Raw genomic sequence first — 19,502 nt, 5'->3', positions numbered from 1 at the left:
TGCCCGCCGTACCCTGGATCCCGTGCCCGTCGACAGCGTGTTCCCGCGGCTGGAGCCGCTGCTGCCGCGGGTGCAGAAGCCGGTGCAGTACGTCGGAGGCGAGCTGCACGCCACGGCGAAGGACTGGGACGACTGCGACGTCCGCTGGGCCTTGATGTACCCCGACGCCTATGAGGTCGGGCAGCCCAACCAAGGCGTCCAGATCCTCTATGAGGTGCTGAACGAGCGCGACGGCGTCCTGGCCGAGCGGACCTATGCGGTCTGGCCCGACCTCGAGGCGCTGATGCGTGAGCACGACGTCCCGCAGTTCACCGTGGACGCGCACCGGCCGGTGTCGGCGTTCGACGTGTTCGGGGTCTCGTTCGCGACCGAACTCGGCTACACCAACCTGCTGACCGCCCTCGACCTGGCCGGGATCCCGCTGCATGCCGCCGACCGGCGCGACGGCGACCCGATCGTGGTCGCCGGCGGCCATGCGGCGTTCAACCCCGAGCCGATCGCGGCGTTCATCGACGCGGCGGTGCTCGGCGACGGCGAAGAGGCGGCGCTGAAGATCAGCGACGAGATCCGGGCCTGGAAAGCCACCGGCCGGCCGGGGGACCGGGCCGGGCTGCTCGAGCGGCTCGCGGTCGCCGGCCTGGTCTATGTCCCGGCGTTCTATGACGTCGACTACCTGCCCGACGGCCGGATCCGGCGGATCGCGCCCAATCGGCCGGCCGTTCCGTGGCGGGTCGCGAAGCACACGGTCATGGACCTCGACGAGTGGCCCTATCCCAAGAAGCCGATCGTGCCGCTCGCCGAGACGGTTCATGAGCGCTACTCGGTCGAGATCTTCCGGGGCTGCACCCGCGGCTGCCGGTTCTGCCAGGCCGGCATGATCACCCGTCCGGTCCGTGAGCGCTCGATCGAGACGATCGGCGACATGGTCGAGAACGGCATCCGCAAGTCCGGCTTCGAGGAGGTCGGCCTGCTCTCGCTGTCCAGCGCCGACCACACCGAGATCGGCGACGTGGCCAAGGGCCTCGCCGACCGCTACGAGGGCTCGAACGTCTCGCTGTCGCTGCCCTCCACCCGGGTCGACGCCTTCAACATCTCGCTGGCCAACGAGTTCTCCCGCAACGGCCGGCGCTCGGGGCTGACGTTCGCCCCCGAGGGCGGCTCGGAGCGGATGCGCAAGGTGATCAACAAGATGGTGACGGAGGAGGACCTGATCCGCACCGTCGCGGCGGCGTACTCCCACGGCTGGCGGCAGGTGAAGCTCTACTTCATGGTCGGCCTGCCGACCGAGACCGACGAGGACGTCCTCCAGGTCGCCGAGCTGGCCAAGAAGGTCATCCAGAAGGGCCGCGAGGTCTCCGGGCGCAACGACATCCGCTGCACGGTCTCGATCGGCGGGTTCGTGCCGAAGCCGCACACGCCGTTCCAGTGGGCCTCCCAGCTCGACGTCGAGACCACCGACTCCCGGCTCAAGCAGCTGCGCGACACGGTCCGCGAGGACAAGAAGTTCGGCCGCGCGATCGGCTTCCGCTACCACGACGGCAAGCCCGGCATCATCGAGGGACTGCTGTCCCGCGGCGACCGCCGCGTGGGCCGGATCATCGAGCAGGTCTGGCGCGACGGCGGCCGCTTCGACGGCTGGAGCGAGCACTTCTCCTACGAGCGCTGGATCACCGCCACCGAGCAGGCGCTCGCCGGCACCGGCGTCGACCTCGACTGGTACACCACCCGTGAGCGTGGGTACGACGAGGTGCTCCCGTGGGACCACCTCGACTCGGGCCTCGACAAGGACTGGCTCTGGGCCGACTGGGAGGACGCCCTCGACCCCGACTCGATCGACGTCGAGGACTGCCGTTGGACGCCCTGCTACGACTGCGGCGTCTGCCCGGAGATGAACACCGAGATCCAGGTCGGCCCCACCGGGAAGACGCTGCTGCCGCTCAGCGTGGTTTGAGCTGGTCTGACTCGCCGAGGTGCGCCACGATCTCCCCTCCGTGGCGGCGCGGGACTGGTCACGCGGTGCGGTTCAACTCGTGCTCGACGGCTCGGCGGATCCAGGATGAGACGGAACGGTCGTCGGCTTCGGCGCGCTTCTTGACCTCGTCGAGGACCTCTTCCGGGAAACGAACGGGGATCGGCGTCGTCAGTCTCGCCGTACGTCGGCGTGGCTTGCCGGTCGGCAGCTGGTTGGCGGGGTCGGAGTAGAACTCGTACTCCTCGTCGGGGGTCATCTCAGAACTCATCTCGGTCACTCCTGAAGATCGCGGCGAGGCTGGAGCCGGCCTCTTAGCAGCCGATGGGTCGGCAGCGTGCAGGGTCGCCGCTGCGCGAGGGGCAAGGGGGACGACGAGCACACGCCCCCCGACTTCGGCCACCATCAACCAGTGCGCTGGTGGCTGGCAGGGAAGAGCAACGGACCGTTTACGTCGATCTCGAAAGGCTCATCCGAGAGAAGATCGACGTCGAGCAGATCCATTCACCGATTGAATAACAAGCGTATACGCGAGGCGATGCTCCGAGGTGCGCCGGGAATCTAGCCGAGCTTCTCGGTGAGCCTCTCGCCGTCGACGCGGACGGCGACGCAGGCGACGGCGTCGCCGGTGTCGGGCGAGCCGTCCTGGGTCAGGCCGTAGATCGAGATCTCGTTCGGGTCGATGGTGGCGAGCAGGTCGGGGTCGACCAGGGAACTGCAGTCGATGCCGGACTGTGCGGCCCGGGCCTGCGCCGCGGTGAGCTCGGCGGTGGCGACGACCTGGCCGTCGTGCTCCTCGCTGCAGGAGACCTTGTCGATGAACCCGATGCTGTCGGAGTCGGCGTCGGTCAGCTCGTCGGCGTTGATGCACTGCCCGGTCTCGAGGTTGTCGATCGACTGGTCCTCGGCGACCAGGACGATGCCGACGATCCCGACGACCGTCAGGGCCATCACGAGGACGCTGACCACGATGGCCGAGATGGCCATGCCCTTGCCGTGGTTGCGGCCGTCCTTGCCGCGGACCAGGACCACGATGGCGAGCACGATCGAGACCAGGCCGGCCACGAAGGTGCAGGCCAGGAACGACAGCACCAGGGCGGCGATGGCCATGCCCTTCGAGGGCTCGTTGGTGCTCGGGCCGGCCGGGTAGGCAGGTCCGCCGTACGGGTTGGCGTACGACGGCGGCTGTTGCGGCCCGCCGTACTGCTGGGAGTACGGCGGGGGCTGCTGGGGGGCGCCGTACGGCGGAGGCGGCGGCTGGGGGGCGCCGTAGACGGGAGGCTGCGGCGGCAGCGGAGGCGGAGTCGGCCCCTGCTCCTCCGGCGGATCGGGCGGGCCGGGGTACTGCGGGGGCTGGGTCACGAGTCCTCCGAACGTGGGGCGGGCGAGTGAACGCTACCGCCCACGGCGGCGGGTTCGGCGCGCCCGGTCCCGGGCGCGAGCTCGTCCTCGATGTAGCGCGGCCGGGCCAGGCGCAGCCCGACGGCGACCTGGGGGATCGTCAGCGCGGCCAGCGCCACCAGCGGCACCGTCCAGCCGCCGCTGAGGTCGTGGAGCAGGCCGATGCCGAACGGCCCGATGCCGGCGATCAGGTAGCCGGTCGCCTGGGTGAAGGCCGAGAGCGCGGCGGTGCCCTCGGCGGTCCGCGAGCGCAGGCCGATCAGGGTCAGGACCAGCGGGAAGGTGACGGTGCCGATGCCGACCAGCAGCGCGGCCGGCACGGCCAGGTCGTGGGGTTCGATCAGCAGCAGCAGGTAGCCGAGCGGATAGCAGCCGATCACCGCGACCAGCATCTTCCGCGGGTCGCGGCTGCGCCCGAGCACGGCGGGCAGCCACAGGGAGAAGGGGATCGCGGTGGCCGCGAGCAGGCCGACCAGCACGCCGGCGGTCGTCGCCGAGTAGCCGCTGTCGCGCCACAGGGTCGCGAACCAGCCGAAGACGGCGTACGCCTGGAGCGACTGTAGCCCGAAGAAGCAGGCCATCGCCCAGCCGAGCCGGGTACGCCCGACGTCGGCGAACCCGATCCGCCGCGGCGCGGGCTCCAGGGCGCGGTCCCGGGCGGCCAGCCCGACCCAGGGCAGCACGGCCAGCAGGGCGAGCACCGCCCAGGTGCCGAGCCCGGCGCGCCAGCCCCCGAGGGCGTCGGTGATGGGCACCGTGAGCACGAGCGCGGCGGTGAGGCCGATCGAGAGCACCGTCGTGTACAGCGCGGTGACCGGGCCGACCCGGTCCGGGTAGTGCAGCTTGACCAGCGAGGGCAGCAGCACGTTCGCGACCGCCATCCCCGCGAGGGCCACACCGGACAGCGCCAGGAAGACCGACTCGCTCGAGGTCGCCGTACGCCCCGCCAGGCCCGCGACGATCGCGAGGAGCGCGACGAGCGTCGTGCGGTGCACGCCGACGCGGCGGGCCGCGGCCGGGGCCAGGGCGCCGAAGAGAGCGAAGGCGAGCACGGGGAGCGACGTCAGCAGGCCGGCGGTGGCGGGGGACATCCCCAGGGCCGAGCGCAACTCGTCGAGGATCGGTCCGATGCTCACCGCCGCCGGGCGCAGGTTGAGGGAGAGGAGCACCAGCCCCACCAGGAAGAGGGGAGCGGTACGGCGAGTCACCCGACCGATGCTGCCACCGGCCCCGAGCGCCGGTGATGATGGGGTGGTGCGACACCTCCCCGACAGCGAGCGGCGCGCTCGACTGGCGCGTCGACACGGCGTCGCCCCGGCACACCGGCATCCCGACGTCCTGGCCGCGAGCCGCGCGATGACCGTGCTGCATGCGACCGAGGCGCCGTCGGTGCACCTCGCGCTGCTTGCCCGGGTCGACGGGATCGGCGTCGCCGATGTCGAACGCGCCCTGTACGACGACCGCACGCTGGTCAAGCAGCTCGCGATGCGGCGGACCCTGTTCGTCTTCCCGCGTGAGCTGCTGCCCGCGGCGTGGGGGAGCGCGTCGGCACGCGTCGCCCGGGCCCTCGCCACGCGGCTGGCGAAGGAGGCGGAGGCGGGCGGGCTGGCCGAGGACGGCACTGCGTGGCTCGACGCGGCCCGGGCCGCGACCCTGGCGCGGCTCGCGGACGGTGCCGAGCTCTCCGCCAGTGAGCTGCGCGAACAGGTCCCCGAGCTGGCCGGCCGGGTCGACCTGGGCAGCGGACGGTGGGGGCAGTCGGTCCCCGTCGCGCCGCGGGTCCTCGGTCTCCTGGGCGTCGAGGCCCGGATCGTGCGCGCCCGCAACGCCACCCACTGGCGCACCGCACGTCCGCAGTGGGCCTCGATGGCCGCCTGGCTCGGCGAGGTGCCCGAGCCGCTGCCCGAGGCCGAGGGGTACGTCGAGCTGGTCCGGGGCTGGCTGCGTACCTTCGGCCCCGGCACCGAGGCCGACCTGGTCTGGTGGCTCGGCGCGACCAAGACCGCCGTTCGGCGGGCGCTCGCCGACGTCGCGGCCGTTGAGGTGGCGCTGGACGGCGGCGCGACCGGCTGGGTGCTGGCCGACGATCTCGACCCCGAGCCCGAGGTCGAGCCCTGGGCGGCGCTGCTGCCGATCCTCGACCCGACCGTGATGGGCTGGCAGGGTCGCGACTTCTACCTGGGCGGGCTCGGTCCCCAGCTGTTCGACACCAACGGCAACGCCGGCACCACCGCCTGGTGGGACGGCCGGATCGTCGGCTGCTGGGTCCAGGACGCGGACGGCGCCGTCGTCGTCCACCTGCTGGAGGACGTGCCCGCCGAGGCGCGGACGGCGCTCGACGTCGAGGCGGAGCGGCTCTCCTGCTGGCTCGGAGGCGACCGGGTGAGCACGGTGTACCCCTCGGTGGCGATGAAGGAGGCCACCGGGCCGTAGGGTTGGCCGGTGCGCGAGCAACCCGAGCAGCAGGCCCCGCCGGTCCAGCGACTCCGGATCCGGTACGCCAAGCGCGGCCGCCTCCGGTTCACCAGCCACCGCGACTTCAGCCGCGCCTTCGAGCGCGCGATCTTCCGTGCCCGGCTGCCGATGGCCTACTCCTCGGGCTTCAACCCGCACCCCCGGATCTCGTACGCCGGCGCCGCGCCCACCGGCTCGGCGAGCGAGGCCGAGTTCCTGGAGATCGGGCTCGCCCAGGTCGTCGACCCCGCCGACGTGCAGGCGGCGCTGGCCGAGGCGCTGCCCGACGGCCTCGACGTGATCGCCGTCGCGGAGTCGCCCGGCGGCTCGCTGAGCGACCTGCTGGAGGCCAGCCACTGGGTCCTCGACGTCGACGCCGACCCGGCGTCCGCGGCGTCCGCGGTGGAGGCGTTCCTCGCCCAGGAGTCGGTGAGCGTCGAGCGGATGACGAAGAAGGGCCTGCGCGAGTTCGACTGCCGGGCGGCCGTCGTACGACTGAGCGCCGGGCCGCGGGACGGGGGAGCGAGGCTCGACCTGGTGCTGCGGCACGGGGTCCCGTCCGTCCGGCCCGACGACGTGCTCTCCGGGCTGCGCGCGACCCCCGGCCTGGACGCCGGCCGGGCGCCGCTGCTGACCCGGCTGGCGCAGGGGCCGCTCGGGCCGGACGGCACCGTGGGCGACCCGCTGGGAATCTCGGGTTAGCGGACATTCACGACCTGTGTGCGATACTCGCCACGGTCGATGACGCGCGGGAACCCCCGCCGGAACCGATCCGACGACGTTCTCGCCGGTCCCTGAGAGGGGGCGGCACGGCGGGTGCAGGTCGTCGCCAGACCGCGACGCGGCTCGGCAGACCTGGTGACAGCGGGTCCGCCACCGTCCCGGACAGGGGACAGGGCCCAGCGACCGCGGCAGGTGACGCATCGGCTCCCGGCGGCGCACACGCGGAGGGGGTCGCCGCCACCGCCAGGCTTTGCGCCGACGGCCCTGAGTTCGCGGGTCGCGGTGCACGACACCCGCCCCGTCCCGGGGCGGGCCCGAGGAGCAGCACATGCCCGACGACACCCAGGTCGCCGCCACCGCCGAGACCACCACGCCCGCCCCCGAGGGTGAGGCCCCGGCTCCGGCCAAGAAGGCCGCGGCGAAGAAGGCCGCCGCCAAGAAGGCGCCGGCCAAGAAGGCCGCCGCCACGAAGACCGCCGCGAAGAAGGCGCCGGCCAAGCGCACCACCAAGAAGGCCGCGGCCGCCGCGGCCGACGCCGAGCTCCCGCTCGACGCGCCCGTCGCCGAGCCCGCAGCCGAGGCTGCGGAGGTCGCCGCCGAGACCGCTCCCGCGGCCAAGAAGACCGCGAAGAAGGCCGCCGCGAAGAAGGCGCCGGCCAAGAAGGCCGCGACCAAGACCGCTGCGACCAAGACCGCCGCCAAGAAGACGACGGCGAAGAAGACCACCAAGAAGGCCGCCGCGAAGAGCGCCGAGCCGGAGCCGACGCCGGAGGCCGCCGCCGCGATCCCGGCGGAGGACCTGGTGGAGGCCGCCGAGGCGCCCGCGGCCGAGCCCGCCGCCCCCGCGGCGTCCGGGGTCGCTCCGCTCTTCCAGGCCCCCGAGGCCGCGCCCACCCGCGCCCGCCGTACCCGCAAGACCGCGGCGAAGAAGGTCGCGGCCCCCGAGCCCGAGGTCGTCCCCGAGGACGAGGACGCTGCCGAGGAGACCGCCGAGCCGGTCGCCGAGGTCGCCGAGGGGACCGCCGAGGTCACCTTCGACGAGCTGCTGGCCGACGGGGAGTCCGCCGCCGAGACGCCGAGCGAGGCGTCCGAGGAGGACGGCGACGACAGCGACGACGACCAGGGCGAGAGCTCTGGTGGTGGCCGCCGGCGCCGGCGCCGGGGAGGTCGCCGCCGCCGCAAGGCCGGCGACTCCGGTGGCGAGGACAAGAGCGACGACAAGCCGGGCGACAAGAGCGACGACGGCGCGGAGGAGTCCGGCGACGCGAGCGGCTCCGGTCCGGCCGAGGAGCAGGAGGAGCCCTCCGGCGAGGGCAGCTCCCGCCGCCGGCGGCGCCGCCGGCGCCAGGGCGACGACGGAGGCGACTCCGGCGACGACCCGGAGAACACCGTCACCCGGGTCCGCAAGTCGCGCAGCGCCGAGGACGAGATCACCTCGCTGCACGGCTCGACCCGCCTGGAGGCCAAGAAGCAGCGCCGTCGGGAGGGCCGCGAGGCGGGTCGCCGACGCGCGCCGATCGTGAGCGAGGCCGAATTCCTGGCCCGCCGCGAGGCCGTCGACCGGGTCATGGTGATCCGCCAGCGCGACGAGCTGACCCAGATCGGCGTCCTCGAGGACAAGGTCCTCGTCGAGCACTACGTCGCCCGCGAGTCCCAGACGTCGCTGATCGGCAACGTCTACCTCGGCCGGGTGCAGAACGTGCTGCCCTCCATGGAGGCCGCGTTCATCGACATCGGCAAGGGCCGCAACGCGGTCCTCTACGCGGGCGAGGTCAACTGGTCGGCGCTCGGCCACAAGGACGGCCAGCCCCGCAAGATCGAGTCCGTGCTCTCGTCGGGCCAGTCGGTCCTGGTGCAGGTCACCAAGGACCCGATCGGGCACAAGGGCGCCCGGCTCACCAGCCAGGTCAGCCTCGCGGGCCGGTTCCTGGTCTACGTGCCCGACGGCACCACGAGCGGCATCTCCCGCAAGCTGCCCGACACCGAGCGCACCCGGCTGAAGACCCTCCTGAAGGAGATCGTCCCGGACTCCGCCGGCGTCATCGTCCGCACCGCGGCCGAGGGGGCCAGCGAGGAGGAGCTGACCCGCGACGTCGAGGTCCTCAAGGCCCGCTGGGAGGACATCGAGAAGCGGACCAAGGGCGGTGCCCCGCAGCTGCTGTACGGCGAGCCCGACCTCACGCTCAAGGTCGTGCGCGACCTGTTCACCGAGGACTTCGGCAAGCTCGTCATCGAGGGCGACGACGCCTGGGAGACCGTGAGCGCCTACGTCCAGCACGTCGCGCCCGACCTGCAGGACCGTCTCGAGCGGTTCACGCCGGGCGAGAACGGCAAGGACGTCTTCGCGATCCACCGGATCGACGAGCAGATCGCCAAGGCGCTGGACCGCAAGGTGTGGCTGCCCTCGGGCGGCTCGCTGGTCATCGACCGCACCGAGGCGATGACCGTCGTCGACGTCAACACCGGCAAGTTCACCGGCTCCGGCGGCAACCTCGAGGAGACGGTCACCAAGAACAACCTGGAGGCCGCGGAGGAGGTCGTGCGCCAGCTGCGGCTGCGCGACATCGGCGGCATCATCGTCGTCGACTTCATCGACATGGTCCTGGAGTCCAACCGCGACCTGGTGCTCCGCCGCCTGGTGGAGTGCCTCGGCCGCGACCGGACCCGCCACCAGGTCGCCGAGGTGACCTCGCTCGGTCTGGTGCAGATGACCCGCAAGCGGATCGGCACCGGCCTGCTCGAGGCGTTCGGCGAGAACTGCGAGCACTGCCACGGCCGCGGGGTCGTCGTCCACGACCACCCGATCGACCCCGGCAGCCGTGGCGACGACAGCGGCTCGGGCGGTGGCGGCGGCGGTGGCCGCAGCGGCCGGCGCCGTGGTCGCGGCCGTGGGGACGACAGCGGCAACGGCGGCAACGGCGGCAACGGCAGCAGTGGCAGCAATGGCGGCAACGCCCCGGCGCCCGCCAAGCCCCCCACGCCGGCCGACGTGGCGGCGATGGCGCGCCAGGAGTCGCGCGCCCAGTCCGACGACGAGGCCGCCGAGTCGACCGGCACCGAGCAGACCGAGGTCGCGCCCACCGAGGTCGCGCCCACCGAGGTCGTCGCCGAGCCCACGGCGGAGCCCACCACCGAGCCCGCGGCCCAGCCCGAGGCGCCCAAGGTCACGAGCCGCGCGCGCGGTCGTCGCGGCCGCGGCGCCGCCCAGGCCGAGACGACCCCGGCTCCGGTCGAGCCGACCCCCGAGCCCGAGCGACCCGGCGCGAACTCGCGCCGGGTCGGCACCGAGGTCACGGAGCCCGAGGCCGTGCCCGCCGAGGTCCCGGTCGAGACCCCGGTCGAGACCCCGGCCGCGGTCGAGGCCCCGAAGGTCGTGACCCGCACCCGCCGGCGCAGCGCCAACCGGCCGGCGGGTCAGCCCGCGTCGACCACGGCTCCGGCGGAGCCGATCGTGGTCGAGGCGACGGCCGAGCCCGTGGTCGCCGAGCCCGTCGCCCCGGTGGCGGCGCCCGAGCCGCCCAAGGTCGTCACCCGCACCCGTGGTCGCTCGGCCAGCCGGCCGGCCGGTCCGCCGAGCGAGGAGTCGACGTCGACCGGGGGCGAGGAGCAGGACGAGCCCGTGATCGAGCACGTGCCCGTCAAGAAGAAGGGCACCCGCAAGCGCTGAACCGCCTGATCGGGCCGGGGCCGGCCGCCGAATTGCTGTGGCCGGTCCCGAACCGTAGTATTGACCCTCGGTGCGCTCACGCGCGCCGTCTCTGAGTGGCCCTCCACCCGACGCGCAGGCTCGTTGCTGTGTGCGCGGTGGCCGGGAGCCCCAGACCCGAGACCGTAGTGACGCAGAAGACGACGAAGGAGACCGCGGTGTACGCGATCGTGCGCGCTGGCGCCAAGCAGCAGAAGGTTGCCGTGGGCGACGTCATCGAGATCGACAAGGTGACGACCGGGGTGGGCGAGACGCTGACCCTTCCCGTCGTCCTCGCGGTCGACGGTGAGACCGTCACCTCCGACGCGAAGGCGCTGGACAAGGCCACGGTGACCGTGGAGATCCTCGGTGCCACCAAGGGCCCGAAGATCATCATCCAGAAGTACAAGAACAAGACCGGCTACAAGAAGCGCCAGGGTCACCGCCAGAAGTACACCCAGGTCAAGGTCACCGACATCTCCCTCTGAGCGACCGCTCGGGCAGCAAACCGAAGGACTGAACTCATGGCACACAAGAAGGGCGCCGCGTCCACCAAGAACGGTCGCGACTCCAACTCGCAGCGCCTCGGCGTCAAGCGGTACGGCGGTCAGCTGGTCAACGCCGGCGAGATCATCGTCCGCCAGCGCGGCACGCACTTCCACCCGGGCAGCGGCGTCGGCCGCGGCGGCGACGACACGCTGTTCGCGCTGATCCCCGGTGCCGTCGAGTTCGGCACCCGTCGCGGTCGCCGGGTCGTCAACATCGTTCCGGGTGCCTGAGCTGACGCTCGCACCACCTGCTTCACCTTGAAGGGCGTCCCGGTCGGGGCGCCCTTCATGGTTTCGATGCTCGCTTCGCTCGCACCTCAACCCCCGTCGTAAGGAACCCCGCCATGGCCGTCCCCACCTTCGTCGACGAGGTGACGCTGCACATCAGCGCGGGCCGGGGCGGTCACGGCGTGGCCTCGGTCCACCGCGAGAAGTTCAAGCCCCTGGGCGGTCCCGACGGCGGTAACGGCGGTCCGGGCGGCTCGGTGATCCTGCGCGTCGACCCCGACGTCACCACGCTGATCGACTACCACCACAGCAAGAAGCGGGCCGCCCAGAACGGCGGCCACGGGGCCGGTGCGCACCGCAACGGCGCCCACGGCGCCGACCTGGTGCTGCCCGTTCCCGACGGCACCGTGGTCAAGACCCGCTCGGGCGAGGTGCTCGCCGACCTGGTCGGTCCCGGCACCGAGCTGGTGGTCGCCGAGGGCGGCCGGGGCGGGCTCGGCAACGCCGCACTGGCCTCCGCGAAGCGCAAGGCCCCCGGCTTCGCACTGCTCGGGGAGCCCGGCGAGGAGCTCGAGGTCGTGCTCGAGCTGAAGGTCGTCGCGGACATCGGCCTGGTCGGCTACCCCAGCGCCGGCAAGTCCAGCCTGATCGCGGCGATCTCGCGCGCCCGGCCCAAGATCGCCGACTACCCCTTCACCACCCTGGTCCCCAACCTGGGCGTCGTCCGGGCGGGCGACACGACGTTCACCGTCGCCGACGTACCCGGCCTGATCGAGGGCGCCAGCGAGGGCCGCGGTCTCGGCCACGACTTCCTGCGCCACATCGAGCGCTGCGCGGCGCTGCTGCACGTGGTCGACACGGCGTCGATCGAGCCGGGCCGCAACCCGCTCGACGACCTGGACGCCATGGAGCACGAGCTCGCGCAGTACGGCGGCCTCGAGGGCCGGGAGCGCCTGGTCGCGCTCAACAAGATCGACGTGCCCGACGGCCGCGAGATCGCGGAGATGACCGTCGACGACCTGCGGGAGCGGGGCTTCCGGGTCTTCCCGATCTCGGCCGCCTCGGGGGAGGGCATCCGCGAGCTCACCTTCGCGATGGCCGAGCTGGTCGCGCGCGCCCGGGCCGAGCGGGAGGTCGTCGAGGCCACCCGGATCGTGCTGCGGCCGCCGAGCGCCGACGGTGGGGACGACTTCACGGTCGCCCGGGACGGCGAGGGCTGGCGGGTCCGGGGGACCAAGCCGGAGCGCTGGGTGCGCCAGACCGACTTCAGCAACGACGAGGCCGTCGGCTTCCTGGCCGACCGGCTCGACCGGCTCGGGGTCGAGAAGCGCTTGGCCGCGATGGGCGCGGTCGAGGGCGACACGGTGCTCATCGGCCACCCGGACAACTCGGTCGTCTTCGACTTCAAGCCCGGCATCGAGGCCGGCGCTGAGATGCTCGGCCGCCGCGGCGAGGACCAGCGGTTCGACGAGCAGCGGCCCGCCCACGCGCGCCGCCGCGAGATCCAGGAGGGCATGGAGGACCGCGGCGAGAACGAGACCCGCGCCGACGTGGCCCGCCGGATCGACCAGACCGCCCGGAGCTCGGGCATCGGCCCGATGTCGTACGAGATCGGCTCGGCCGACGACCCGGACTGGGCGGAGGACGACCCCGGGACGGCCGGATGAGCCTGCGTCCCGAGGTGGTCGGCGCCCGGCGCATCGTCGTCAAGGTCGGCTCCTCGTCACTGACGACGGCCACGGGCGGCATCGACCCCGCGCGCGTCGAGCGGCTGGTCGACGTCCTCGCCGCCGCGCGCGGCCGGGGCACGGAGGTGGTGCTGGTCTCCTCGGGTGCCATCGCCGCGGGCCTGGCCCCGCTCGGGTTGAAGCGACGCCCCCGGGGCCTGGCGGCCCAGCAGGCCGCCGCCTCGGTGGGGCAGGGGCTGCTGGTGCACCGCTACACCGAGGAGCTGCGCCGCCACGACCTGATCGCGGGCCAGGTGCTGCTCACGGTCGACGACGTCACCCGGCGCGCGCACTACCGCAACGCGTACCAGACCTTCGCGAAGCTGCTGGAGCTCGGCGTGCTCCCGATCGTCAACGAGAACGACACGGTGGCGACCTCGGAGATCCGGTTCGGCGACAACGACCGGCTGGCGGCGCTGGTGGCGCACCTGGTGCACGCCGACCTGCTGCTGCTGCTCTCCGACGTCGACGGGCTGTACGACGCCGACCCGCGCACGCCGGGCGCCGTACGCCTGAGCGACGTGCACGGCGGGGAGGACCTCGGCGCGGTCAAGATCGGCCGCGCGGGAGCCGCGGGTGTCGGCACCGGAGGCATGGAGACGAAGGTCGAGGCCGCCCGGATCGCGACGGGGGCCGGCATCCCCGTGGTCCTCACGTCCGCCGACCAGGCGGGCGCGGCGGCGGCCGGCGAGCCGGTCGGCACGCTGTTCCACCCGACCGGGAAGCGGCGCCGCACCCGTCTGCTGTGGCTGGCGCACGCGACCGAGCCGCTCGGCACCCTGCTCCTGGACGCCGGCGCCGTGCGCGCCGTGGTCGAGCGCCGCGCCTCGCTGCTGGCGGCCGGGGTCACCGGCTGCACCGGCGACTTCCACGCGGGCGACCCGGTCGACCTCGCGGGACCCGACGGCGTCCCCGTCGCCCGCGGGCTGGTGAACTTCGACGCCAGCGAGGTCCCCACCCTGGTCGGCCGTTCCAGCAAGGACCTCAAGCGGGAGCTCGGTGCGGCGTACGAGCGTGAGGTCGTGCACCGCGACGACCTCGTCCTCCTCTGACGACCCACCCCGTGTGACGCCTGCCTCGTTGGTTACCGACGGGGGAGCGGCGTGCCGGGAGGGCGCGCCACGACAGGGAGGAACATCTGTGACGACTCGACTCACGTCCAGGATCGCCGCGCTCGGTGCCGCGGCCGCCGTCGGCTCCGCCGCGCTCGTCGCGGTCTCGCCGTCCGCGCAGGCCGTCTCCGGATCGGCGTCCTACACGTGCGGGACCTCGCTCGGCCCCCAGACCCTCACCGTGAAGACGAAGGTGCCGCTCCCGAAGAAGGTGCGCAAGGGCACGAAGGTCGGGGCGAAGAAGGTCACGCTGACGGTCGTCCTGCCCGAGGGCCTGACGGCCGGGCTCCGCGGCCTGGGGGTCACCAGCCTCTCCGGGACGGCGAAGGGCGCGAAGATCAAGATCGGCGCCACGAAGGTGCGATTGAAGGGGATCGCGTTCACCGACCAGAAGGTGCCCGCGAGCGGGACGATGAAGATCCGGGCCACGGGCAAGACGGCCCCCGTCAAGCTGCGCAAGCGCGGCGCCCAGGCGGTCACGATCCCGCGCTCGTTCAAGTTCAGCGCCTCGGACCAGAACGGCGGTGCGCTGATCAGCAACTCGACCTGCGCGCTCGACAAGGGCGAGCGGGCCAAGATCGGCACCGTCAAGGTGCGATGACCGCTGATCCCAGCAGCGACGGCCCGGTGCCCGGCACCGGGCCGTCGTGGGTTCCGGCGAATGGTCGCGGGGTGAGCGGATGCGGGTCGGGTGGGCGGCGAGCCGTACGCTGGTACCCGACATGTCCGACCCCGTCTACCTCGATCACGCCGCCACCACGCCGATGGTGCCCGCGGCGGTCGAGGCACTGACGAAGCACCTGCTGGAGGTCGGCAACCCCAGCTCGCTGCACGCCTCCGGCCGGCACGCCCGGCGCGTCGTCGAGGAGTCGCGCGAGACCATCGCGCAGGCGCTCAACTGCCGGCCCGGCGAGGTGGTCTTCACCTCCGGCGGCACCGAGGCCGACAACCTGGCGATCAAGGGCCTGCACTGGTCGCGGGTCGCCGAGCTCGGCCCCGCCCCGCGGCTGATCTCCAGCAGTGTCGAGCACCACGCGGTCCTGGACCCGCTGGACTGGCTCGCCGAGGGCGAGGAGGCCGAGGTCCGGCTGCTGGCCGTGGACGCCACCGGCCGCGTCGACCTCGACGAGCTGGCCCGGCTGCTGGCCGAGCGCCCGGTCTCGATGGTCTCGGTGATGTGGGCCAACAACGAGGTCGGCACGCTCCAGCCGATCGAGGAGGTCGTCGCGCTCGCCGCCGAGCACGGCGTGCCGGTGCACACCGACGCGGTCCAGGCGGTCGGCGCGGTGCCGGTCGACTTCGCGCACTCCGGCGTCGACGCGCTCACCCTGACCGGCCACAAGGTGGGCGGCCCGTACGGCGTGGGCGCCCTCGTCGTACGCCGCGAGCTGGAGCTGACGCCGCTCGTCCACGGCGGGGGTCAGGAGCGCGACATCCGCAGCGGCACCCTCGACACCCCGGCGATCGCGGGCTTCGCGGCGGCCGTCGAGCTGGCCGTGAAGCACCAGGCCGACCACGCGGCCCGCGTCTCGGCGCTCCGGGACGAGCTGGTGCGCGGCGTCCTCGCCGTCGTCCCCGACGCCGTCCTCAACGGCGATCCGGTGCGCCGGTTGCCCGGCAACGCCCACTTCTCCTTCCCCGGCTGCGAGGGCGACTCGCTGCTGATGCTGCTCGACGCCCGCGGCATCGAGTGCTCCACCGGCTCGGCCTGCTCCGCGGGCGTGCCGCAGGCCTCCCACGTGCTGCTCGCGATGGGCCGGAGCGAGGCCGACGCGCGCAGCTCGCTGCGGTTCTCGCTCGGCCACTCCTCGACCGCCGCCGACGTCGCGGCCCTGGTCGAGGCGATCGGCCCGTGCGTCGAACGGGCCCGGGCAGCGAAGGCATGAAGGTCCTCGCCGCCATGTCCGGTGGCGTCGACTCCGCCGTCGCGGCCGCACGGGCCGCGGAGGCCGGCCACGACGTCACCGGCATCCACCTCGCGCTGTCGCGCAACCCCGCGTCGTACCGCTCCGGCGCGCGGGGGTGCTGCACCATCGAGGACAGCAACGACGCACGGCGCGCCGCCGACGTGATCGGCATCCCCTTCTACGTCTGGGACCTCTCGGAGCGCTTCCACGCGGACGTGGTCGAGGACTTCATGGACGAGTACGCCGCCGGCCGGACGCCCAACCCGTGTCTGCGCTGCAACGAGAAGATCAAGTTCGCCGCGGTCCTCGAGCGCGGACTCGCGCTGGGCTTCGACGCGGTCGCGACGGGTCACTACGCGCAGCTGCGGACGGGGAGCGACGGCCTGATCGAGCTGCACCGGGCGGTCGACGGCGGCAAGGACCAGTCGTACGTCCTCGGCGTGCTCGACCAGCAGCAGCTGGCGCACTCGCTGTTCCCGCTGGGGGACACCCCGAAGCCCGAGGTGCGCGCCGAGGCGGCCCGCCGCGGCCTGCTCGTCGCCGACAAGCCGGACAGCCACGACATCTGCTTCGTCGCCGACGGCGACAACGCCGGCTGGCTGCGCGAGAAGCTCGGCGAGCGCGCACCCAACCACGGTGGGGCCATCGTCGACGAGGCCGGCGTCGAGCTCGGGCGGCACGACGGCACCTACGCCTACACGATCGGGCAGCGCAAGGGCCTGCGCATCGGCACCCCCGCCCCCGACGGCGAGCCGCGCTTCGTGCTCGACATCGAACCGGTCTCCGGCACGGTGACCGTCGGGCCGCGGGACCGGCTGGCGGTGCACCGGCTGCGCGGCATCAAGCCGCGTTGGTGCGGGACGGTGCCGACCCGGCTGGCCGGGTCCGTGCAGCTGCGCGCGCACGGCGAGGAGCTGCCGGCGACCGTCACGGTCGACGGGGACCAGGTCGAGGTCGAGCTGCACGCCCCGGCGTACGGCATCGCGCCCGGCCAGGCCGCGGTCGTGTACGACGGCACCCGGGTCGTCGGTTCCGCCACCATCGCCGCCACGGAGCGAGAGCCCGCATGACGCTCGCCACGGGAGTCGGGTCGCTGCCCGGCTCCGACCAGCACGCGTACGACGAGGCGCTGCGCGTCGTCGTGGGCGAGCTGCCGGACCTCCCGCACCTGCCCGAGGTCCCCGGCCGCGGCGTCACCGCCCAGATGACGGGGCGCGCGCTAGCGCTCGTCGCGGAGCTGGGCGTGGACCTGCAGCCGGCCGGCTGGCGGCTGACCGACGCCTCGGGCGTCGACCACCGCCGCGCCCGCAGCCTGCTCGCCCAGGACCTCGACGCGCTGGAGGAGCAGGCCCAGGAGTACGAAGGCGTCTTCAAGGTGCAGGTCGCCGGACCGTGGACGCTCGCCGCGACCGTCGAGAAGCCGCGCGGCGACAAGGTGCTCTCCGACCACGGGGCCCGGCGCGAGCTGGCCCAGGCCCTGGCGGAGGGGCTGCGCGACCACGTCCGCGACGTACGGCGCCGGCTGCCGGGCGTCGACCGCCTGGTCGTCCAGGTCGACGAACCCGCACTCCCGGCCGTGCTGGGCGCGCAGGTGCCGACCGCCTCCGGGTTCCACAAGCACCGCTCGGTCGACCTGCCCGAGGCATCGCAGGCACTCACGTGGGTGTTCGAGACGATCACCGAGCAGGGCGCGGAGCCGTGGGTGCACTCGTGCGCCCCGGGGACCCCGTGGCAGCTGCTGCGCACGGCGGGCGCCCGGGGGCTCTCGGCCGACCTGGCCGTCCTGGCCGCGGCCGACCACGACGCGCTCGCCGAGGCGCTGGAGGCGGGGGAGACGGTCGCGCTGGGCGTGGTGCCCGGCACCGACCCGGCGACGGCTCCCACCGATGCTCAGGTCACCGAGTCGGTGCTGCGCTGGCTCGACATGCTCGGTCTCGACCCCGACGAGGTCGGATCCCGGCTCGTGCTGAGCCCGGCCTGCGGACTGGCCGGCGCCTCGCCGGAGTGGGCACGCCGGGCCCTGACCCTGGTCCGGGCCGCGGCGTCCCACCTGGGCTGATCAGACGGGGTCGGCCACCGGTGCCGGCGCCGCGGCGTCCTTCGCCGGGGCGAGCTCGGCCGGCGTGACCCGCAGGAAGGTCCAGATCAGCAGCGAGGCGACCAGCATCAGCAGCGCCGAGCCGAGGAACGCGTTCGTCGCACCCTCGGTGTACGTCGCGGTGTAGAGCGCGGAGTCGAGGTACGACATCGCGCCGCCGGGCACCGACGCGTCGGGATCGACCCCGCTCGCGGCGAGCCCGTCGCGCAGCGGCCCGGAGACGTCCTCGGTGCGGCCGTTGACCGCGTGCAGCGAGATGGTGCCGAGGATGGCCAGGCCGAGCGCGCCGCCGACCTGCTGGACGGTGTTGAGGACGCCGGAACCGACGCCGGAGTCCTCGCGGCGTACGGCGTGGACGGCGGTCAGGGTCATCGGCACGAACGTCATGCCCATGCCGACGCCCATCATCACCAGGAACGGCAGGATCGAGGTCGCGTACGACACGTCGGCACCGAGCGGCTCTCCGCCGGGCGCCAGGCTCCGCAGGACGGCGACGGGGGAGTCGTCGACGTCGTACCGGGAGAAGCCGAAGAGGGCGAGCGAGGCCACCAGCGTGCCGGTGCCGGTGATCACGCGGACCCCGATCCGGCTCACCAGCGCCGAGGACAGGCCCGCGCCGAGCATCACGCTGGCCGAGAACGGCAGGAACGCGACGCCGGCGTGCAGCGGCTCGTAGCCCATGATCCGCTGCACGAACTGGCCGTTGAAGTAGAACATCGAGATCATCGCCGCGGCCGCGAAGAGCATGGCCCCGAAGCTGGTGCCGCGGGTGCGGTCGAGGACGATCCGCAGCGGCAGCAGCGGGTTCGCGACGCGGCGCTCGATCAGGACGAACGCCGTCAGCAGCACGACGCCGGCGACGAGGGTGACCACGGTCGCCGGGTCGCTCCACCCGTGGTCGGCCTCGCCGCCCCGGGACAGGCCGAAGACCAGGCAGAACAGGCCGAGGGTGGCGGTCACGGCGCCGGGGATGTCGAGGCGGCTCGGGCTGCGCTCGGCCTCGGCGAGCCAGCGCGGCGCGAGCAGGGCGGCCACCAGGCCGATGGGCGCGTTGATCCACAGGGTGAGGCGCCACCCGGTGACGTCCATGCCGAAGATGCTGTCCAGTCCGGTCAGGAAGCCGCCGAGCAGCAGGCCGGTCGCGGCCCCGATGCCCGACATCGCGGCGAAGACGCCCATCGCCTTGTTCCGCGGGGGACCGGCCGGGAAGTTCGTGGTGATCAGGGCGAGGGCGGCGGGGGAGGCCAGCGCCGCCCCGACGCCCTGGAGCGCGCGGGCGGCCAGCAGCATCCAGCCCTCGGTGGCCGCGCCGCCGAGCAGCGACGCGGCGGCGAAGACGACCAGGCCGATGGTGAAGGTACGACGGCGGCCCAGCAGGTCGCCGAGCCGACCGCCCAGGAGCAGCAGGCCGCCGAAGGCCAGCGCGTAGATCGTGACCACCCAGGTCAGCGCGGCCGCGCCCATCCCGAGGTCGCGGGCGATGTGCGGCAGGGCGATGTTCGTGATGGTGCCGTCGAGGACCAGCATCAGCTGGGCGACGGAGATCAGGACGAGGGCGCGCCCCAGGTGGGCGCCGACGGCCGGACCGGACGTCGGGGCGGCAGTGGTCGAGTCGGTCACGGCCGCAGGATAGATCATATAGACCATGTC

The 19,502-nt window shown here is 73.4% G+C and carries 16 protein-coding genes; 12 read left to right on the top strand and 4 right to left on the bottom strand.

The window, feature by feature from the left end; all coding sequences use genetic code 11:
- Positions 1-22: 22 nt before the first annotated feature.
- Positions 23-1,951, top strand: coding sequence for a TIGR03960 family B12-binding radical SAM protein (locus VMF51_RS05585; RefSeq protein WP_325473421.1), 1,929 nt, complete (start codon positions 23-25; stop codon positions 1,949-1,951).
- A 58-nt stretch (positions 1,952-2,009) separates the two neighbouring features.
- Here the strand turns inward: VMF51_RS05585 and VMF51_RS05580 are convergent, their stop codons facing one another.
- The 3 genes from VMF51_RS05580 to VMF51_RS05570 form a co-directional block, all read right to left on the bottom strand.
- On the bottom strand, positions 2,010-2,240 hold the full coding sequence (locus VMF51_RS05580) for a YlcI/YnfO family protein (RefSeq protein ID WP_325473419.1): 231 nt from the start codon (positions 2,238-2,240) through the stop codon (positions 2,010-2,012).
- Positions 2,241-2,530: 290 nt separating this feature from the next.
- Positions 2,531-3,331, bottom strand: a complete 801-nt coding sequence (locus tag VMF51_RS05575) for a DUF4190 domain-containing protein (protein ID WP_325473418.1) — start codon at positions 3,329-3,331, stop codon at positions 2,531-2,533.
- Positions 3,328-4,578 (bottom strand): MFS transporter, encoded by a 1,251-nt coding sequence (locus VMF51_RS05570; RefSeq protein WP_325473417.1) that lies wholly within the window; start codon positions 4,576-4,578, stop codon positions 3,328-3,330. The genes VMF51_RS05575 and VMF51_RS05570 overlap by 4 nt, the downstream gene beginning before the upstream one ends.
- A 46-nt stretch (positions 4,579-4,624) precedes the next feature.
- On the opposite strand from VMF51_RS05570, the gene VMF51_RS05565 reads away from it, so the two are divergent.
- The 11 genes from VMF51_RS05565 to VMF51_RS05515 all read left to right on the top strand — a co-directional run bounded on the left by VMF51_RS05565 (position 4,625) and on the right by VMF51_RS05515 (position 17,813).
- Positions 4,625-5,803 (top strand): winged helix DNA-binding domain-containing protein, encoded by a 1,179-nt coding sequence (locus VMF51_RS05565; protein ID WP_325473416.1) that lies wholly within the window; start codon positions 4,625-4,627, stop codon positions 5,801-5,803.
- 9 nt (positions 5,804-5,812) lie between these two features.
- Positions 5,813-6,526, top strand: coding sequence for a TIGR03936 family radical SAM-associated protein (locus VMF51_RS05560; protein ID WP_325473415.1), 714 nt, complete (start codon positions 5,813-5,815; stop codon positions 6,524-6,526).
- 349 nt (positions 6,527-6,875) lie between these two features.
- The gene (locus VMF51_RS05555) at positions 6,876-10,214 is read left to right on the top strand and encodes an Rne/Rng family ribonuclease (protein WP_325473414.1); all 3,339 of its coding nucleotides are present in this window, start codon (positions 6,876-6,878) and stop codon (positions 10,212-10,214) included.
- A gap of 197 nt (positions 10,215-10,411) precedes the next feature.
- On the top strand, positions 10,412-10,720 hold the full coding sequence (gene rplU, locus VMF51_RS05550) for a 50S ribosomal protein L21 (RefSeq protein ID WP_325473420.1): 309 nt from the start codon (positions 10,412-10,414) through the stop codon (positions 10,718-10,720).
- 36 nt (positions 10,721-10,756) lie between these two features.
- Positions 10,757-11,011 (top strand): 50S ribosomal protein L27, encoded by a 255-nt coding sequence (gene rpmA, locus VMF51_RS05545; protein WP_325473413.1) that lies wholly within the window; start codon positions 10,757-10,759, stop codon positions 11,009-11,011.
- 113 nt (positions 11,012-11,124) lie between these two features.
- Positions 11,125-12,675 (top strand): GTPase ObgE, encoded by a 1,551-nt coding sequence (gene obgE / locus VMF51_RS05540; protein WP_325473412.1) that lies wholly within the window; start codon positions 11,125-11,127, stop codon positions 12,673-12,675.
- Positions 12,672-13,787, top strand: a complete 1,116-nt coding sequence (proB, locus tag VMF51_RS05535; RefSeq protein WP_325473411.1) for a glutamate 5-kinase — start codon at positions 12,672-12,674, stop codon at positions 13,785-13,787. Before obgE ends, proB begins: the two co-directional genes overlap by 4 nt.
- An 88-nt stretch (positions 13,788-13,875) precedes the next feature.
- Positions 13,876-14,448 (top strand): DUF6801 domain-containing protein, encoded by a 573-nt coding sequence (locus tag VMF51_RS05530; protein WP_325473410.1) that lies wholly within the window; start codon positions 13,876-13,878, stop codon positions 14,446-14,448.
- Between the two features lie 121 nt (positions 14,449-14,569).
- Positions 14,570-15,733: a cysteine desulfurase family protein gene (locus tag VMF51_RS05525; RefSeq protein ID WP_325473409.1), complete on the top strand. Its 1,164-nt coding sequence runs from the start codon at positions 14,570-14,572 to the stop codon at positions 15,731-15,733.
- Positions 15,730-16,824, top strand: a complete 1,095-nt coding sequence (gene mnmA, locus VMF51_RS05520; RefSeq protein WP_325473408.1) for a tRNA 2-thiouridine(34) synthase MnmA — start codon at positions 15,730-15,732, stop codon at positions 16,822-16,824. Before VMF51_RS05525 ends, mnmA begins: the two co-directional genes overlap by 4 nt.
- On the top strand, positions 16,821-17,813 hold the full coding sequence (locus VMF51_RS05515; RefSeq protein WP_325473407.1) for a methionine synthase: 993 nt from the start codon (positions 16,821-16,823) through the stop codon (positions 17,811-17,813). Before mnmA ends, VMF51_RS05515 begins: the two co-directional genes overlap by 4 nt.
- Here VMF51_RS05515 and VMF51_RS05510 read toward each other — a convergent pair whose 3' ends face one another.
- Positions 17,814-19,472 (bottom strand): MFS transporter, encoded by a 1,659-nt coding sequence (locus VMF51_RS05510; RefSeq protein WP_325473406.1) that lies wholly within the window; start codon positions 19,470-19,472, stop codon positions 17,814-17,816.
- Positions 19,473-19,502: the final 30 nt, after the last annotated feature.

Source organism: Nocardioides sp. (genome assembly GCF_035503875.1).
In the GTDB taxonomy this organism is placed as follows: Bacteria; Actinomycetota; Actinomycetes; order Propionibacteriales; family Nocardioidaceae; genus Nocardioides.
Note: the sequence above shows the minus strand (reverse complement) of the source record. Positions and strands in the feature narration are given on the sequence as shown.

Excerpts from the sequence above, each read along its gene's own strand:
- VMF51_RS05580 (WP_325473419.1), bottom strand. The coding sequence starts at position 2,240 with ATGAGTTCTGAGATGACCCCCGACGAGGAGTACGAGTTCTACTCCGAC.
- VMF51_RS05555 (WP_325473414.1), top strand. The coding sequence starts at position 6,876 with ATGCCCGACGACACCCAGGTCGCCGCCACCGCCGAGACCACCACGCCC.
- rpmA (WP_325473413.1), top strand. The coding sequence starts at position 10,757 with ATGGCACACAAGAAGGGCGCCGCGTCCACCAAGAACGGTCGCGACTCC.
- obgE (WP_325473412.1), top strand. The coding sequence starts at position 11,125 with ATGGCCGTCCCCACCTTCGTCGACGAGGTGACGCTGCACATCAGCGCG.
- proB (WP_325473411.1), top strand. The coding sequence starts at position 12,672 with ATGAGCCTGCGTCCCGAGGTGGTCGGCGCCCGGCGCATCGTCGTCAAG.
- VMF51_RS05525 (WP_325473409.1), top strand. The coding sequence starts at position 14,570 with ATGTCCGACCCCGTCTACCTCGATCACGCCGCCACCACGCCGATGGTG.
- mnmA (WP_325473408.1), top strand. The coding sequence starts at position 15,730 with ATGAAGGTCCTCGCCGCCATGTCCGGTGGCGTCGACTCCGCCGTCGCG.
- VMF51_RS05515 (WP_325473407.1), top strand. The coding sequence starts at position 16,821 with ATGACGCTCGCCACGGGAGTCGGGTCGCTGCCCGGCTCCGACCAGCAC.